The 12,340-nt window shown below is 53.8% G+C and carries 13 protein-coding genes; 5 read left to right on the plus strand and 8 right to left on the minus strand.

Annotation, left to right across the window (positions count from 1 at the left end):
• Window positions 1-435: 435 nt before the first annotated feature.
• The gene (locus tag IPM31_03700) at window positions 436-1,065 is read right to left on the minus strand and encodes a hypothetical protein (GenBank protein ID MBK9006077.1); all 630 of its coding nucleotides are present in this window, start codon (window positions 1,063-1,065) and stop codon (window positions 436-438) included.
• A gap of 31 nt (window positions 1,066-1,096) precedes the next feature.
• Here IPM31_03700 and IPM31_03705 point away from each other — a divergent pair, with 31 nt between their 5' ends.
• Both IPM31_03705 and IPM31_03710 read left to right on the plus strand, forming a co-directional pair.
• On the plus strand, window positions 1,097-1,639 hold the full coding sequence (locus IPM31_03705; protein ID MBK9006078.1) for a cob(I)yrinic acid a,c-diamide adenosyltransferase: 543 nt from the start codon (window positions 1,097-1,099) through the stop codon (window positions 1,637-1,639).
• 99 nt (window positions 1,640-1,738) lie between these two features.
• Entirely contained in the window at window positions 1,739-2,437 is a 699-nt protein-coding gene (locus IPM31_03710) for a DUF554 domain-containing protein (GenBank protein ID MBK9006079.1), read from the plus strand.
• A gap of 2 nt (window positions 2,438-2,439) precedes the next feature.
• Here IPM31_03710 and IPM31_03715 read toward each other — a convergent pair whose 3' ends face one another.
• Window positions 2,440-3,294, minus strand: a complete 855-nt coding sequence (locus tag IPM31_03715) for an EamA family transporter (GenBank protein ID MBK9006080.1) — start codon at window positions 3,292-3,294, stop codon at window positions 2,440-2,442.
• A gap of 95 nt (window positions 3,295-3,389) precedes the next feature.
• On the opposite strand from IPM31_03715, the gene IPM31_03720 reads away from it, so the two are divergent.
• On the plus strand, window positions 3,390-4,181 hold the full coding sequence (locus IPM31_03720) for a DUF1080 domain-containing protein (protein MBK9006081.1): 792 nt from the start codon (window positions 3,390-3,392) through the stop codon (window positions 4,179-4,181).
• 51 nt (window positions 4,182-4,232) lie between these two features.
• On the opposite strand, the gene IPM31_03725 is transcribed toward IPM31_03720, so the two are convergent.
• From IPM31_03725 to IPM31_03735, 3 genes are all read right to left on the minus strand, one after another.
• Window positions 4,233-4,901, minus strand: coding sequence for an SDR family oxidoreductase (locus IPM31_03725; protein MBK9006082.1), 669 nt, complete (start codon window positions 4,899-4,901; stop codon window positions 4,233-4,235).
• Between the two features lie 80 nt (window positions 4,902-4,981).
• Window positions 4,982-5,740: a GTP cyclohydrolase II gene (gene ribA, locus IPM31_03730; protein ID MBK9006083.1), complete on the minus strand. Its 759-nt coding sequence runs from the start codon at window positions 5,738-5,740 to the stop codon at window positions 4,982-4,984.
• Window positions 5,737-6,426, minus strand: coding sequence for a 2,5-diamino-6-(ribosylamino)-4(3H)-pyrimidinone 5'-phosphate reductase (locus IPM31_03735; protein ID MBK9006084.1), 690 nt, complete (start codon window positions 6,424-6,426; stop codon window positions 5,737-5,739). Before IPM31_03735 ends, ribA begins: the two co-directional genes overlap by 4 nt.
• 282 nt (window positions 6,427-6,708) lie before the next feature.
• On the opposite strand from IPM31_03735, the gene IPM31_03740 reads away from it, so the two are divergent.
• The gene (locus tag IPM31_03740) at window positions 6,709-7,953 is read left to right on the plus strand and encodes a beta-ketoacyl-[acyl-carrier-protein] synthase family protein (GenBank protein MBK9006085.1); all 1,245 of its coding nucleotides are present in this window, start codon (window positions 6,709-6,711) and stop codon (window positions 7,951-7,953) included.
• 9 nt (window positions 7,954-7,962) lie between these two features.
• A complete protein-coding gene (locus IPM31_03745; protein ID MBK9006086.1) occupies window positions 7,963-9,588 on the plus strand; it encodes a DUF2723 domain-containing protein in 1,626 nt (541 codons plus the stop codon).
• A 341-nt stretch (window positions 9,589-9,929) separates the two neighbouring features.
• Here IPM31_03745 and IPM31_03750 read toward each other — a convergent pair whose 3' ends face one another.
• From IPM31_03750 to IPM31_03760, 3 genes are all read right to left on the minus strand, one after another.
• Window positions 9,930-10,709: a 4'-phosphopantetheinyl transferase superfamily protein gene (locus IPM31_03750; GenBank protein MBK9006087.1), complete on the minus strand. Its 780-nt coding sequence runs from the start codon at window positions 10,707-10,709 to the stop codon at window positions 9,930-9,932.
• A complete protein-coding gene (locus IPM31_03755) occupies window positions 10,706-11,482 on the minus strand; it encodes an FkbM family methyltransferase (GenBank protein ID MBK9006088.1) in 777 nt (258 codons plus the stop codon). Before IPM31_03755 ends, IPM31_03750 begins: the two co-directional genes overlap by 4 nt.
• 140 nt (window positions 11,483-11,622) lie before the next feature.
• The gene (locus IPM31_03760) at window positions 11,623-12,309 is read right to left on the minus strand and encodes a thioesterase (GenBank protein ID MBK9006089.1); all 687 of its coding nucleotides are present in this window, start codon (window positions 12,307-12,309) and stop codon (window positions 11,623-11,625) included.
• Window positions 12,310-12,340: the final 31 nt, after the last annotated feature.

The raw sequence follows: 12,340 nt of genomic DNA on the forward strand, positions 1-12,340 counted from the left end.
TGCCGCAGATGCGCGTTGAAGACGCTGATAAAACTTTTTTGGCTCTACCGTTTTTAACGGGAAACCATTTTTCAAACACAAAGGACACGACGGTCACAAAGGAAAAACACAAGGAATCTAGGCTCTTTTCCCCCCTTTGTGTCGCTTCGACGAACTCAGCGCAAGACTTTGTGTCCTTCGTGGTGAGGCTCTTTCCCGTTGATTACGGGGCACCCACTTTTTTCAATTTGTTCTTTAGGACTTACGCAGTTGAACCTGTTGCGCCGTAGTTGCACTGCGGCGACGGCAGTACAACTGCCCGCCAACTGTGTAAGCCCTGACTCTCTCAGGTGGCTCGTCATGGTGTTTCTGTTTCCTTCTGAAATTTTCGACGAGGCGGAGGCTCCCCGCCTTTGGGCGGCGGGAGGGAACCAGAGGCGGGATCAGAGCCCGCCCTTATGCGCCCATAAACAATGACCGTAATTCTTTTGGCAAACCGGACATCGTCTTTTCGTATTCGATACGCGTGCGTTTGATGGCGGCTTGCATGGCGTATTCGAATTTGAATCCCTGCTCGGGCGAATCGAGGTTCATCCACGCGTGCGAATCGCGCGGAATGAGAGGCAGAACGTGAGCGCGAAGCCCTTTGATAAAGTACAACAACTCGAGCGGATTGTACGTCTTGCCGGAGCGCAGGTGGGGGCTGTGGAGCAGGTCTGGGGAAACTGGATCAATTTCACTCGGCGGAGGAGGCGTTTTTCCGTCAAAGCGATTCAGCCACAGGGTGATGTAATTCGAATGGGCGTAGAAATCCTGAAACGAGTGAGACATCCGCCCGAACGCCCGCCACGCCGAGACAGGGTCGTTGTTTTGAAGCGCCGAGACGACCAGCGCGCGTTGCTTCTCGATGTAGGCGTCGGTTTTCGCAAAGGAATTATTGTCGCAATGAAATTCATCGTGACCGAAAAAGCCGGTGAAGAATTGGTCTTGCTTGATGTTGGCGGTAGCCATCATCCCAAGCGGGCGCGGACCGATGGAATCGCTGAGCGCTTCAACGATGATTTCGATGTGGTATTCAGTGAGCATTCGTCCGATTATAAGCGGTTATAATGCCGCCATGAGATTTTATACGACCACTGGCGATGACGGCACAACGGGCTTGCTCGGCGAAGGACGCGTGACGAAATATCACGCGCGTATCGAAGCCGTTGGCACATTAGATGAATCGACCGCCGCCCTGGGGCTGGCGCGCGCGCAATGTTTGGACCCGCGCTCGGGCAAGATCATTTTGGACGCGCAACGCGATTTATACAAGATCATGGCAGAGGTGGCGGCAACGCCGGAGAATGCGGAAAAATTCCGCATGATCGACGCCTCGCGCGTGACGTGGCTCGAAGAACAGACCGATGCGATCAGCGAGACTATCGAAATGCCAAAGGAATTTATTTTGCCCGGCGATTCGCTGGCGGGCGCGGCATTGTCGCTGGCGCGCGCCATCGTCCGCCGCGCCGAACGCCGCGTGGTGGAATTGCGCGACGAGCAGGAAGTGTCGAACCCCGAGTTGCAGAGGTATTTGAATCGCTTGTCGTCGTTATGTTTTGTGTTGGAGTTGTTGGAAAATAAAGCGGCGGGGCATCAGACAACGCTGGCAAAAGAATAAATTCATTTTTTGAACCGCAAAGCGCGCGAAGATCGCAAAGTTTTAAAAGATTTTCTTTGTGCAGTGAGGTATCCTTGCGGTATTTTTAGATTGGAGCACATGACCGGCACTTTTCTCAACATCGCAACCGTTCTCATCGGCGGGATGATCGGCTTGCTCTTCGGCGCGCGCATCCCTGAAAAGTTAAAAGCCACTGTGATAGCAGGCATGGGTCTTTTTACGGCGGCAATGGGATTGCAAATGTTTATGGAGACAAAGAACCCGCTCATTGTGTTGGGCGCGTTATTGATCGGCACGTTGTTGGGGGAATGGATCAGGATCGAAGACGGCTTGCATAACTTCGGAAAATTTCTCGAACAGCGATTTTCCAAGGAAGGCGATGACGGCTCGAACAAGTTCGTGCGCGGATTTTTGACCGCGTCGCTGTTGTTCTGCGTGGGACCGATGACCATCCTCGGTTCGATCCAGGACGGGTTGACCGGCGACTACAACCTGTTGGCGGTGAAGTCGGTGTTGGATGGATTCGCGTCCATGGCGTTCGCCTCCACGCTGGGGGCGGGCGTGTTGTTCTCGACCATCGTGATCTTCGTTTTTCAGGGCGGGGTCAGTTTGTTCGCGGCGCAATTGAACGCAATTGCGACGCCGATCATGATGGGCGAACTATCGGCGACAGGCGGTGTGATTTTGCTGGGGTTGGCGATCAGCAGTCTGTTGGAGATCAAAAAGATCCGCGTGGGGAATATGTTGCCGGCGCTTGCCGTCGCGCCAATCATTGTGTGGGGATTGTCGCTATTCTAACGTCACCCGTACAATGCAATCATAAAAACTCCCGTAAAAATGACAAGCGCGCCGATCACGCGGACAGCCCCCATCCGCTCGTTCAACAGCCACCAGCCTGCCAGCGCGCCGAAAACCACGCTCACTTCCCTGACCGCGCCGGCGTAACTCAGCGGGGCAATGGAATAGGCATATACCGCCATCAAATATGCCAGCACGCCCAGCACGCCCGCTAATGGAACACGGACGGGCTGTTTCACCAAGACCTCCCTAATGCGCGCCCAGCCGTATTGTCGAAACACGAACGGGGAGATGACGAACGGCACCAGCGCGAACATCGCCATCACATACGGCAAGGCATATCCGTTCTTTACGGCGCTCCCGTCGATGGTGGAGTAGATCGAGATCAACAAGGCAATGAACAAAGCCACCGCCACACCTTTGAAGTGAACACGCGTCACATGCGCCTGCGTGAGGGCGTTGACCCCGATGATTACCAACCCGCCGATGATGAACGCCAGCCCAACGACCCCTCCCATTTTTAGCGATTCGCTCAGGAACAGGAACGACCATAACGCAATGAAGGCGGGCGCCGCTCCGCGCGCCACAGGATAGATCAACGAAAAATCGTTATCGTGATACGCATACGAGAGGCTGATAAAGTACGCCACTTCGACGCACACGCTGACGACGGCAAAGATCCACATTCCGCGCGGGGGCAAGCCAGTGAAGAACAAGGCAACGAAAGCGAACATGCCGCCGAAGGTCACCATCCAAAAGGTGACGATGTATTTGTCTTGCGATTGTTTGATGAGGAGATTCCAGACGGTATGAAGGACCGCGCTGACCAATAAAATGGAGATGGCAAAAAGAGACATGGCTGGACGAATGTACCACAAAAGTGACTATGCCAAATAGTTGCTTTTTATTCATCGGTTGCGTATACTTACAAAAAACCGAATTGGAGGATTCGATGAAACCACTGAAACCCTTATTTTTCCTGACCGCGTTCGTTCTGATCGTGGGTCTGGCTTGCGGCGGCAGTAGCGATACGCCTACACAGCCCCCCCAACCGCCGACCAACCCGCCGCAACAGCAAGACCCAACGCAACCGCCGCCCCCGCCCCAGGCAACCGATACCCAAGCCGCGCCCACAGAGCCGCCGGTTCAACCTGCGAGCCAATTCTTCACCGAAGAATTCGATTCTCCGCTTTCAAATGATTGGTCCATCCTCACCGTGACCGGGTCCGAAGCCGCAGACCCCGACAAGGTCACTGTGGAAGCCGAGAATGGAAAACTGGTCTGGAATTTCGATAGTGAGCAGGTCTACTACTACCTATTCTATGGCGCCTTTGACTACGAAGATGTGACCCTGGAAGTGCGCGCCGATAACCGAGGCAAGAATACCAACTCGGTGAGCCTGATCTGCCGCTACGACCCGGAAGTAGGCTGGTACGAGTTCAATATCGATAACGGCGGCTTATATAACATCCTATACGCCGAAGTCGACAAGAACGGCGATATCGGCTACAACCTGATCACCAACGGCGGTTCGAATGCCATCAAACAGGGCAAGGATGTCAATGAGTATTCGATCACCTGCAAAGGTGATGAATTATCGTTGAGCATCAACGGCGATGAAGTGAACTCCATCACGGAAAAGAAATATGCCCTGCGAAGCGGGCAGGTCGGCATTTCTGTGTCCGCGTTCAATGTGTTGCCGATCATCATTGAAATGGATTGGATCAAGGTCAGCGAGCCGTAGACAATAGGCATGGAAACAAAAACTCCGAGTTCTTGAAGAACTCGGAGTTTTTTAATACAACGGTATCCTCGCGCCCGTTATTTTCGACGCTTCCTCTGAGAACAGATACACCATCGCGGCGACAATCTCATCGGGCGTTGTGCCTGTGCCTTTGTTATCCACATCAATGGCTTTCACCTGGATGATGTTCGCGGTGACGTTGGACTCTTTCAGTTCCGCCGCCAGCGTGAGCATGAGAGTCTCCTGCGCGGCTTTCGCGGCGGTGTACGCGCCTCGCTTCGCCACCGGATTGGGAACTGTGGACGGCGAAACAGTGATGACCCGCCCCCAGCCGCTTTTGGCGAGCAGAGGCATGAACGCTTGGAATAAATGGAACGTCGTCTCCACGTGCTGACCGAACATGGAGTTGAAATCGTCCACGCTGGTTTCGGGGATCGTCTTGCCGCCGAGCCAGCCGCCGACGAGATGGATCAACCCGTGCACCCCGCCGAACTTGGCAAAGACAGCCTCCCCTGCGGAATGAACCGCCTGTCCGTCGCGCAGATCAACCGCCGAGGCGAGGAGTCGCTCGCTCGGCAGATTCAACTCGCGGGCGAGGGAATCCAATTTACTTGAATCGTGGGCGAGCAATACCAATGAATCTCCGCGCGCGGCGAATGCGCGCGCGGTTTTAATTCCAAGCGCGCCGGTGGCGCCGGTGATAACGATTGTTTTACTCATTGTTCATATCCACCGTCCCGCAGGTTTCTTCGAAGACTTCAACTTGCGCAACCCAACCTGCGGGACGTTTGTGTAATAGGCTATTCACTTAACACCTCCGCTGGCAATTCGCTCATGCCTTTGATGAACGGGCGGTCGCTTTGTTCGGGCAGATGTTGCTTGCCGTGAAAATCAATCATGTGACCCGACTTGACAACTTTCGTTTCGAGGTAAAACCGATTGTATTCGTTCGGCTCCATAATGTGCGGGATGCGGTCTGAAACCTGGATGCCATAATCAATGAGTTGCTGGATCTTTTTCGGGTTGTTGGTGATGAGCCGCACCGATTCGATCTTGAGCGACATGAGCATGTGCGCGGCGACGGCGTAATCGCGTTCATCGTCGCGGAAGCCGAGCGCGTGATTCGCCTCGACCGTATCGAGCCCCTGGTCTTGCAAACTGTAGGCGCGAATCTTGTTGGTCAACCCGATGCCGCGCCCTTCCTGACGCAAATATAAAACCATGCCGCGTTCCATCGCGCCGATCATCCTCAACGAGGCTTCAAGTTGATCGCGGCAATCACAGCGCAGCGAGCCAAGCGCGTCGCCTGTCAAACATTCCGAATGCAACCGCACGGGCACATCTGCCGCGCCGATCACATCGCCTTTGATGATGGCGACATGTTCTTTGCCGTCGCGGTTATTTTCAAAGGCAATAATATGGAATTCTCCAAAGCGCGTGGGCAGTTCCGCCATCGCCACCACGCGTACGCACACTTTATCTTTCCCGATCCCCTCGCATTCATGGTCGCCCTCATTTTGAAGCAACACATCGAATTTTTCATGCAGATCTGTGATCATGCTGACCTCTCTATCGAATATTTTAAAACGACGCCGCCGTCTTCCCATTTCTCCACGTCTGTCAATTTCAATGGGACGGCTGCGCTTCTTTCCAAGCCTGCGCCTGCCGCAAGCGTGGGAGCCGACTCGCCCCCGAAGATCATCGGCGCGATGTACGCCTGAACTTCATCCACCAAGCCGAGCCGCAACAATTCAAAATTCAATGTCGCGCCGCCTTCCACCATCAAACGCTTCACGCCGAGTTCGTTGAGCGTTCTCAACGCCTGCGCCAAATCCACGCGGTAGCCCGAATGGACAAACACTTCCACGCCGCCTGCGCGCAGGGCTTCAAGTTTGTCTTTAGATGTGCGGTTTGTTGTGAATATTACGACCCGCGCCGACCCTTCGTATAAGAATTTTGAATGAACTGGCAGGGTTGCGGAGGTAATGACGCACACCTTCATAGGATTCGGGGACAGCCCCCGCGCCACGCGTTCGGCTCGCAACACTTCGGATTTCACGGTCAACTTTGGGTCTTCGTTGAGCAGTGTTTGTCCGCCCACCATCACCGCGTCCGAGTCGGCGCGAAGTGTATCCACCCGCTCCCTATCGCGCGGCGAAGAGATTGCCGCGCCCCGGCGTGAAATCGTATCGATCTTTCCATCGGCAGTCATTGCCACGTTGATAAAGACATATGGTCGTTTCATACCCCAATTGTAATGCGGCAACCATGATAGAATTTCCTGACTTTTGCAGATTAAGAATTGAACCGGGCAACTCTTGCGCTTGTTTTGAACCACGGAGGCGCTGAGTCACGGAGTTTTTTTATGGGCTTTTCTCAGTGTCTCTGCGTCCGTGGTTCCACTTATTGCTCGCTTAATTGTGAAAAGAACAATAATCAGGAATTGTACAGAGTTGGCGCCCGCTCTTGGCAAGCATACATCTCTCCTACACTGTGGAGAATTGGAAACATCAAAAAGGAGTCTGCAATGACCGCAAAGAAGGAACGAGTGGTGGTCACAGGAATGGGCATTGCCAGTCCACTCGGTTGTGATGTGCAAGAATTTTGGAAGAACTTGATCGCGGGTCAATCCGGCGTCCGGTCATTGGAGGGCGGAATTTTTTCCGGTATGCACACGAAGATCGGTGGGGTCGCTTGGGAGTACGACGAGAACAAATATTTCGACATCAAAGAGATCAGGCGGATGAGTCGTTCCTCTCAGTTGGGGATGGTCGCCGCAGAGCAAGCCATTGTCCATGCAAAACTCGAAAATGGAAATGTGAACCGCGAAGAGATCGGCGTGATGGTTGGCAGTTCTATCGGCGGCTATAGCGCGGCAGACTCCTACTTTATGCACTTTTACGAAACCAACCGCCTCAGCCCATACACCATCCCGGTTTCGATGAACATCGGTCCCGGCTCGAACATCTCGATCAAACACGGCTTTCAAGGTCCGCTCGTCAACGTGGACGCGGCCTGTTCCACCGCCGCGCACACCATCGGCAACGCGTTCAACATGATCCGCAACGGGAGTCTGCAAGTGGCGGTCACCGGCGCGGCGGATACTCCGTTCTCGCCCGGCGTCGTCGAATCATGGATGGCGTTACGCGCCGTCTCTACTCGCGACGATAACCCAGCGGAAGCCTGCCGCCCGTTCAGCGCCGACCGGGATGGGATGGTCTTGGGAGAAGGAGCAGGCATCCTTGTGATCGAAGCGGAGAGTCACGCCTTGCAGCGCGGCATCCCCATCCTTGCCGAACTCAAAGGCTACGGCGCGTCGGCAGACAGTCATCATCTGACTCAACCTTCCCAAAAAGGACCCGCCCTCGCCATGCGCCGCGCATTGGAGGATGCCGGTTTAACCATCGCAGACGTGGATTACATCAACGCGCACGCAACCGGAACAGAGTGGAATGACAAGAACGAAACGAACGCCATCAAGGAAGTGTTCGGCGAACGCGCGTATCAAATCCCTGTGGTCGGCAACAAAGCCGCGTTCGGTCATTCCATCGCGGGGAGCGGCGCGTTAGAATTAATCGGGTGTGTGTTGTCGTTGCGCGACCAAGTTGTGCCGCCGACCATCAATTACAAAGTCCCCGACCCAGATTGCGATCTCGATTATGTGACCGAAGGCAAACGCAGTCTGCCGTTGAAAAATATCATGAGCAATTCATTTGCATTCGGCGGAAGCAACGCCGTGTTGATCGTGGGGAAATACGAAGCCGCGAGTTGAAACCCATCCATGCAAAATAGGAATCGCATCGCCGCGCTGGTCTTCTTGTTGACGACCAGTTTTTATCTTTACACGCTTTCGCCCTCGCTCGCATGGGGCGACGGAGTGCGACTACAAAGCGAAGTCATTTCAGGAGAATCCTTCATCCTCAACGAGATGACCGCGAGCGAATTCATCCCTGACCCATTTCCATTTTCAAAAGTAGGCGTCACCGCGTGGGATCATCCGTTGTACATTGTCGCGGGGCATCTCCTCGTCCGCGCGTTTCCATCCGTTGATTCGCTGTGGCTGGTCAATCTCATCTCTGCCCTCTTCGGCGTGGCGTCCGTCACGCTGGTTTTTCTTCTCGCTCATCAACACACCAATTCATTCATCGCGTCGGGTTATGCCGCGTTCGCGCTGGCGGTTTCGCACACGTTTTGGTGGCATTCCTCCATGCCCGAGGTGTACACGCTGTTCGTCTTTCTCCTGCTCCTCAGCCTTTACTTCTTCGAGCGCTTTGAAAAAACTCACAACGCCTCATCGCTACTTCTCAGCGCATTCTTCTTTGGTTTATCCGCCTCCGATCATCTGCTTGCGTTCATCGCGCTCCCCGCGTTGGGTTTTTATCTCGTCCTCTCAAAAAAATATCGTTCGCTTAATCTAAACGCGCGAAGAATCTTCTTCACTTCCCTCGCTTTTATTTTGGGCTTTTCCATCTACATCATTCAATTCATTCGATTGACAAAAAATTTTTCCATTGCCGAACTGATGGGTCCCGCAACCGGCACAACATTTCTTGAGAACCTCGGGACGTTTTCACTCATCGCGCTGGGAGAAAGCCTGACGCGCTACGGATTATTCCTCGCCCTTCAATTCGGCGCGATCGGCATCCTCTTCTGCATCGTCGGGATTCGCAAAGCGCTCAACGGCGCGGATCAAAAGTTCGTTTTATTTTTCATCGCGTACGCGCTCTTCGGGATTCTCTATCGCGTCTCCGATCAATTCGCATTTTTTCTGACATCGTATGTTTTCTTCGCGTTGTTGATGGGACTGGGCGCGACTCACATCCTCTCCCGTCTTGCGACAAAACCCCGCCTCATTCTGACCTTCATCCTGATCCTCACCATCGGAGCGACTCCGCCCTTCTACCGCGCCATCCCGCGCCTCGCCGAATCTCGCGGCATAGACGACTCCTTCCTCGGCATCCCGCAAGTCGGGACGGGAGTCCGCGACGGCTTAGCCTATTACATTGACCCCAACAAACGCGGCGATATCCTCGCCTATGAATTCGGCGACGAAACGATCACGAATCTTCCCCCTCATTCCCTCGTCATCGCAGAATGGTACACCGACACGGATGAATACTTCGTACTGCGTTATTTCACTAAAGTCAGAGGAGACCGCCCCGACGTGACCATCACCGGCTTCCCCACCGACGATCCATTTTCATTCGACTCCCAGCGCGTGGTGAAATTAATCGAAGAATTCATTTCGACTCGCCCCGTGTATCTCGCATCCCTCAGCGACAAATTTTACGCCGCGTCAAAATTGGTCAAAACTTATTGCATCGTGCCAGAGAATAATTTGTATCGGTTATATAAAAGAGGCGATACAACCTCGCCATGCCTGAGCCTCGACTCGATCACTGATTAGACTTGATCCACAATGAGAAACTTCCGCCATACAGCAAATCCCGAAGGGATGGAAGGATTCTAGAATCAACGCCAATCCATCAACCAATCCCGAAGGGATGACATAACGATCTCCCATATCACCCCTTCGGGGTTTGATAATCGTTCGATCAATCTCTATAATCTTGTCCCTCCTTCGGAGTTCTCTCCCCATTAATTGCAAATAGCATCACCAATAGGTCTTTTGCCAAGTCGCTTGACAAAACCGAGTCGTTGGAACGCGAATACTTTGAACATTTCGCGTAATTCGCTTGTTCGCGCTATTCGCGTTAAAACCTTCCTAACTTTTCAAAAGCCAAGGCATCACCAATCCCAACACCTGATTTCCAAGCCGTTGCCCTCGACAGCCAACGCGGCGTCGTAGTTTGATTCGACATCCAACGAATGTAACGACCAACGCGCGGATTCGTTTGCGTCGGGTCTCGTTGCGCGGAGGATGGCTGGCTCGTCAAGCGACACATCGAACGAATCCAACGGCAGGGATAAGCCGAGTCCCTGCGCTTTGATGTATGCCTCTTTCCGCGTCCAACAATGGAAGAAGCCGAGCGTCCGCTGTTCGAGCGGGAGAGCCATTAACTCGGAAACTTCACGCGGCGAGAAATTTCGGCGGGCAAGGTTTTCCAACTCGATGTCTGCGCGGATTTGTTCAACGTCAACGCCGATCTTTCGTCCGCGCGTGACGGCGATCAATGCGAAGTCGCTTGAGTGGGAGAGATTGAATTCGATATCTTTTGTAGTAACGACTTCAGTCGTTAATTTAGCAAAACGACTAACCCCACAGGGGCGCTTCGCGGAGTCGTTACTACGGTTTAGAGATGGTTTTCCATATTCGTTTGTCGAAAATTTCAATTCGCTCGGTTCGCATTGCAGGTAACGCGCGAGAATATCACGCAGGCTGGCATGGGCAACGATGTAGCGGTCGCGGTCTGCGTCAAAATGAAAACGCGCGGCGCGTTGACGTTCCTCTGCTGAGAGAGTGGCTTCACTCGGCGTCGTCGAACTCAGGTGAACGCGCCAGACGTCCACGCGATCTGTTGTGAGATCGAGATTTTCCGGTGGACGAAGCCAACTTGTTTGATTCATTCCCGCCATGCCTTGATGATTCCCGTGCCGAACAGAATCTTCTGCGGGAAGATTCCTCCTTCAACGACGACTCGGAATCCATGCGACTCCAGCAAACGAACCAAGTCGCGGTGACTGCGCGAGTCGTCCACGAACTCGTGATATTCCATCACGATGTAGCGGATTCGTTCCAGCGTTTCGCGCGAACAGTTGGCGAGAATTCCATATTCCGCACCTTCGACGTCCATCTTCAAACAGTCAACCTGTTCGATGTTGTTCTCTGAAAGAATGTCTGCGAGAGTCACGGCGCGGACTCTTTCACGCGGGCTGTTCGCATCCTGCAACAACGATCCCAACGCGCCGTTATCGCCCGGCAGGAAAAATTCCATCTCGCCGCGCTTGTCTGACACGGCAGTGTGATGTACGTGAAGATTGGCAACGTTATTCAGGGCTTTGTTTTCAGCGAGCAAATCAAAGTTACTGCGCGAGGCTTCATAAGCGTAGACGTTCCCCGGCGCGGCGAGTTGCGCGGCGCGGACTGCGAATCCGCCGATGTGCGCGCCGATGTCCAAAATCACGTCCCCCGCGCGGATGGGGAATCTTGGGTCGTCGTAAATTTTCGCTTTCCAGATTTCCCAAACCACGAGGATGTCGGACGTGTTTACGCGTGTTTGGAACCGAGTCTTGGAATCCGCTTGAACCAGCGTCACAGGTTTTCCCTGATGCCGCAGGTAAAACAACGGGAAGACCAGTTTATTGAACCAGAGGAAGAAGCGTTGATTCTTTAGCCGCATTGTTGGTTATTGAACATACTCTACGCCATGTCATTCTGAGCCCCAAAGGGGCGAAGAATCTCTACCACAGTGCAAGAGACCCTTCGCTATCGCTCACATCGTCCCGATGTCCTTCGGGAGGGTGACATGTATAAAGTGTCCTATAGAAGTTTCCCTTCCATAAATTTCAACACTGATTCGCTCGCAGTTGTGATGAAGAAATGATCTCCCGCGAAAAATTGCGATTCAAAAGAAGTTTTCGTGTGCATTGACCAGCCTGCGAGTCTCTCGCGGCTGACGCGGGAGTCATCAGTCCCGCCGAGGGCAATGAGGGGACAATTCAGCGGCGCGGCGGGTTGATATTGGTAGGTTTCGAGCATCTCGAAGTCGGCGCGGATGGTCGGGAGCGAGAGTCCTATCAATTCATTGTTCTGCAAAATTTCGGGAGGGATGCCGTTGAGTTTTTTTAATTCGTTCACAAATTCCGCGTCGGGGAGTTGATGAATTGACGGATGCGGATTCGGAAGTTGCGGCGCGGCGCACGCGGAGACGAAAAGGATGTTCGGTTGCGCGAGTCCTTTTCGGCGAAGGGTTCGCGCAAGTTCGAACGCGATCAAGCCCCCCATGCTGTGACCGAAGAACGCGAACGGTTTATCCAACAGCGGAGGGATCGCTTGCGCAAGATTCTCGACGAGGGCGAGCAGGTCGGTGAGCGGAGGCTGGGGACTGCGCGAACCGCGTCCTGGATAGTGAACAGCCTGCCCTTCGAAAGAAGCGGCGAGTCCATTGCACATCTTTGCGAACGCGGCGGGTCCGCCTCCCGCGTATGGGAAAAAGAAGACGCGCATCGTCGCATCTGGTCTTGGCGCTGGACGGGCA

This window comes from Candidatus Defluviilinea gracilis (assembly GCA_016716235.1).
GTDB classification, from domain to species: Bacteria; Chloroflexota; Anaerolineae; order Anaerolineales; family Villigracilaceae; genus Defluviilinea; species Defluviilinea gracilis.

What these genes read in the sequence shown, in the direction of transcription:
- IPM31_03700 (MBK9006077.1), bottom strand. Translation starts at nt 1,065, where the DNA reads ATGCTCACTGAATACCACATCGAAATCATCGTTGAAGCGCTCAGCGAT.
- IPM31_03705 (MBK9006078.1), top strand. Translation starts at nt 1,097, where the DNA reads ATGAGATTTTATACGACCACTGGCGATGACGGCACAACGGGCTTGCTC.
- IPM31_03710 (MBK9006079.1), top strand. Translation starts at nt 1,739, where the DNA reads ATGACCGGCACTTTTCTCAACATCGCAACCGTTCTCATCGGCGGGATG.
- IPM31_03715 (MBK9006080.1), bottom strand. Translation starts at nt 3,294, where the DNA reads ATGTCTCTTTTTGCCATCTCCATTTTATTGGTCAGCGCGGTCCTTCAT.
- IPM31_03720 (MBK9006081.1), top strand. Translation starts at nt 3,390, where the DNA reads ATGAAACCACTGAAACCCTTATTTTTCCTGACCGCGTTCGTTCTGATC.
- IPM31_03725 (MBK9006082.1), bottom strand. Translation starts at nt 4,901, where the DNA reads ATGAGTAAAACAATCGTTATCACCGGCGCCACCGGCGCGCTTGGAATT.
- ribA (MBK9006083.1), bottom strand. Translation starts at nt 5,740, where the DNA reads ATGATCACAGATCTGCATGAAAAATTCGATGTGTTGCTTCAAAATGAG.
- IPM31_03735 (MBK9006084.1), bottom strand. Translation starts at nt 6,426, where the DNA reads ATGAAACGACCATATGTCTTTATCAACGTGGCAATGACTGCCGATGGA.
- IPM31_03740 (MBK9006085.1), top strand. Translation starts at nt 6,709, where the DNA reads ATGACCGCAAAGAAGGAACGAGTGGTGGTCACAGGAATGGGCATTGCC.
- IPM31_03745 (MBK9006086.1), top strand. Translation starts at nt 7,963, where the DNA reads ATGCAAAATAGGAATCGCATCGCCGCGCTGGTCTTCTTGTTGACGACC.
- IPM31_03750 (MBK9006087.1), bottom strand. Translation starts at nt 10,709, where the DNA reads ATGAATCAAACAAGTTGGCTTCGTCCACCGGAAAATCTCGATCTCACA.
- IPM31_03755 (MBK9006088.1), bottom strand. Translation starts at nt 11,482, where the DNA reads ATGCGGCTAAAGAATCAACGCTTCTTCCTCTGGTTCAATAAACTGGTC.
- IPM31_03760 (MBK9006089.1), bottom strand. Translation starts at nt 12,309, where the DNA reads ATGCGCGTCTTCTTTTTCCCATACGCGGGAGGCGGACCCGCCGCGTTC.